The sequence below is a fragment of the Bacillota bacterium genome (genome assembly GCA_024655925.1).
In the GTDB taxonomy this organism is placed as follows: domain Bacteria; phylum Bacillota; class DTU025; order DTU025; family JANLFS01; genus JANLFS01.
This window is the reverse complement of the sequence record JANLFS010000152.1, coordinates 1-3,411: the sequence shown is the minus strand read 5'-3', so window position 1 is coordinate 3,411 and position 3,411 is coordinate 1. Positions and strand designations below refer to the sequence as shown.

Here is a 3,411-nt window from a genome sequence, read left to right as displayed (position 1 = left end):
TTGTGGACTATATCGCCGGGATGACCGACCGGTACGCGGTGAAACAGTGGACTCGCCGGTTCGTGCCCGCTCCATGGGCCGTATACTGAGCCTCGCCTGCATAACCGCCACATCGTGCGGAATATTAAGGATACTGCCAACACTTTGTGTGGAAGCGGGGAAGATTCGGCGCCGGAGAAGGGAATCTCGATGGAGGGTCGAATATTCGAGTAAATGTGGCCCAGACCTACAGTGATCCTGACATTCCTCGCTTTCGCGAGACTAGAATGCGGAAGCGGGGTTTTGTTTGCGGGAGGAAACCCTCCGGGAGCAGGAGAACGCTCCGGCCCGACGAACATTACCCCCGCAGGGGCTGGTGAGCGATGGCGGCCACATACCAGAATGAGTTGATCGACCGGATTCGAGAGTCAATCGACATCGTATCCTTGGTGTCGGAGTACGTCAGGCTCAAGAAGGCTGGCAATAGGTATGTTGGACTGTGCCCATTTCACACCGAGCGGACGCCCTCTTTCACCGTGTCCCCGGACCGCCAGCTATATTATTGCTTCGGATGCCACGCGGGCGGCAATGTCTTCAGCTTCGTCATGAAGCTTGAGGGGCTGACCTTCTCCGAGGCTGTGCGCCGTTTGGGAGAACGTGCCGGGATCGACCCATCGCGTTATGGGGAATCAGACGAGGAGCGGCGCGCCAGGGAGCGCAGGGAGCAACTGTACGAGGCAAACCGTCTCGCCAAGGCATACTACAGGCAGGTGCTTCAGAAGTCCCGCGCGGGTGAACGTGCCCGCGCATACCTCGAGCGGCGAGGCGTCAGTCCGGACTCCTGCAAAGCGTTCATGCTCGGATATGCACCGGCCTCATGGGACTCGTTGGTGGCCGCGCTAAGCCGGCGGGGGATAGAGGAAGCGGTTCTGGTTGAGTCAGGGTTGGCACTGAGAGGGTCACAAGGGCGCAGGCTATACGATCGGTTCAGAGATCGGATAATGTTCCCCATTTTGGATGTCCAAGGTCGCGTTGTGGGGTTCGGTGGCCGCGCACTTGGTGAAGGTACCCCCAAATACCTCAACAGCCCAGAATCTCCGGTATTCAGTAAGAGGCTAAGCCTGTACGGCATCAACCTCGCTGCGGAGTCCATCCGTTCCCGTGGCGTCGCGTGCGTGGTCGAGGGGTACATGGATGTGGTATCCGCACATCAGGCCGGGGAGACAAACGTGGTCGCCTCCCTTGGGACGGCCCTTACCCGGGAGCAGGGCAGGCTGATCAGCCGGTTCACGAACCGAGTGACGCTGTGCTACGATGCAGATTCGGCGGGTTCTGCCGCAACCGCCCGGGGGATCGAGACCATGGCCTCCACTGGGCTCGAAGTCCAAGTCGCGGTCCTGCCAGAAGGTCATGACCCCGACAGCCTCGTCAGGCAGAAGGGCCCTGATGCACTCCGGGCCGTGCTTGAAGCAGCCGTTCCCCACGTGAGGTTTCAGGTCGAGTCGGTGTTGAACCAGAACAAGACCGGGACGGTTGAAGGCAGAGTAGCGGCCGCGCGTGGACTCATCCCGATCCTGGCAAGGATCGCAGATGATGTGGAGCGATCGGAGTATATACGGGAGCTTTCCGACAGGCTGTCGGTTGAGGCTTCAGCCCTGGCCTCAGAGGTGAGGAAAGCCCGGGTCGCCAGGCTCAGGCCTCGGAAGCCTGGGCAGTCGAGTCCGGAAGAGGCCCATCTCGCAGATGCTGAGGGTGATTCAGTATTCGGAAGTCAGGCATATGTTGAGGCAGAGAGGACTCTGCTCAGGCTCGCAGCCCTTTCCCGACGGAACCTCGACGAAATAGCGTCAGTGGTTGGCCGGGAGGGGTTCAGGGCTCGAAACCACGCGTCGGTCTTCGGACTGATCCTGGAGGCCGGCACTGGGGAGTTCCCAGTCCTAGCTAGAGAGCTTATCGACCGTGCGCCGGAGAACCTGAGAGATGATGTGGCCTCCATCCTGCTGGAGGCGGACATGGATGAGGTCTCGCAAGAGGTACTGGCGTCGGCCATCGAGGTGTGGCGGAGGTTTTCCATCAGGCACCGGCTTGGCCAGGTCGATGACGAAATCAGGAGCGCAGATGCGAGGGGCGACGTAAACAGAGTTCGCGCGCTCCAGGTTGAACTAAAGACACTCCGCGAGAGCTTGGGCCGAAATGTCCAGCTTTACTAGCGGGCCCAGGTGGCATCAGATGGACCTGGCTGTTTCGGAAGGTGAGGAGACTATGCCCAAGGAAATAACGGCGCCCGAACTTCTGGACCTCGTAGCTAAAGGCAGGAAGCGAGGCGTTCTCACATACCGTGAGATAATGGACGCACTGCAGAATGTCGACCTCACTGCCGAGCAGATAGACGACATGTACGAGGCGCTAGGTGAGTACGGCGTCGAGATTGTTCCTGATACCACTGAGGCCGAAGCCGTCGACGGTATCGAGCCCGCGGATGAGGTGGTTGAGCACGAGGAGGACGTCGAGATCGACCTGACGATTCCTGAGGGTGTCGCAATCGACGATCCAGTCAGGATGTACCTGAAGGAGATTGGACGGGTCCCCCTTCTCACTGCCGAGGAAGAGGTTCACTTGGCCCGGAGGATCGAGGCAGGAGATGAGAGTGCAAAGCGACGCCTCACCGAGGCCAACCTGCGTCTGGTGGTGAGCATAGCCAAGAGATACGTAGGCAGGGGGATGCTGTTTCTCGACTTGATCCAGGAAGGGAACCTCGGCCTGCTCAAGGCAGTGGAGAAATTCGACTACCGCAAGGGCTACAAGTTCAGCACCTATGCCACATGGTGGATCAGGCAGGCCATCACCCGGGCTATCGCCGATCAAGCCAGGACGATTAGGATACCCGTGCATATGGTCGAGACCATCAACAAGCTGATACGAGTCTCGCGGCAATTGCTCCAGGAGCTTGGTAGGGAGCCCACGCCGGAGGAAATCGCTAAAGAGATGAACCTGACTGTGGACCGAGTCAGAGAGATCCAGAAGGTCGCCCAAGAGCCTGTGTCTCTGGAGACCCCTATAGGTGAAGAGGAAGATTCGCATCTGGGCGACTTCATCGAGGATGAGGATGCTCTGGCTCCCCCAGACGCTGCGTCATTCCGCCTTCTCCGCGAGCAGTTGCAGGAGGTTCTGTACACCTTGGCGCCCAGGGAGGAGAAGGTCTTACGTCTGAGGTTCGGCATAGACGATGGCCGGGCACGCACTTTGGAGGAGGTCGGCCAGGAATTCGGAGTGACGCGGGAGAGAATACGGCAGATAGAAGCGAAGGCCTTGAGAAAGCTCAGGCATCCCAGCCGCTCGAAGAAGCTCAAGGACTTTCTTGAGTGAGGATCTGCTGGATCTATCGTGTCATCAGTCTATGTCCCGGGTGAAAGACTGAGTAAAGTTTAAGTG

General features: G+C 59.0%; 3 protein-coding genes. All 3 read left to right on the top strand.

The window, feature by feature from the left end:
- Positions 1-89: hypothetical protein (locus NUW23_15090; protein ID MCR4427484.1), on the top strand; the 89-nt coding region annotated here is incomplete at its 5' end.
- Between the two features lie 273 nt (positions 90-362).
- The gene (gene dnaG / locus NUW23_15085) at positions 363-2,189 is read left to right on the top strand and encodes a DNA primase (GenBank protein ID MCR4427483.1); all 1,827 of its coding nucleotides are present in this window, start codon (positions 363-365) and stop codon (positions 2,187-2,189) included.
- A 19-nt stretch (positions 2,190-2,208) separates the two neighbouring features.
- Entirely contained in the window at positions 2,209-3,345 is a 1,137-nt protein-coding gene (gene rpoD / locus NUW23_15080; GenBank protein MCR4427482.1) for an RNA polymerase sigma factor RpoD, read from the top strand.
- Positions 3,346-3,411 lie beyond the last annotated feature (66 nt).

Bases quoted from the DNA above. Each gene is read 5' to 3' on its own strand.
- dnaG (MCR4427483.1), top strand. From the start codon at position 363: ATGGCGGCCACATACCAGAATGAGTTGATCGACCGGATTCGAGAGTCA.
- rpoD (MCR4427482.1), top strand. From the start codon at position 2,209: ATGGACCTGGCTGTTTCGGAAGGTGAGGAGACTATGCCCAAGGAAATA.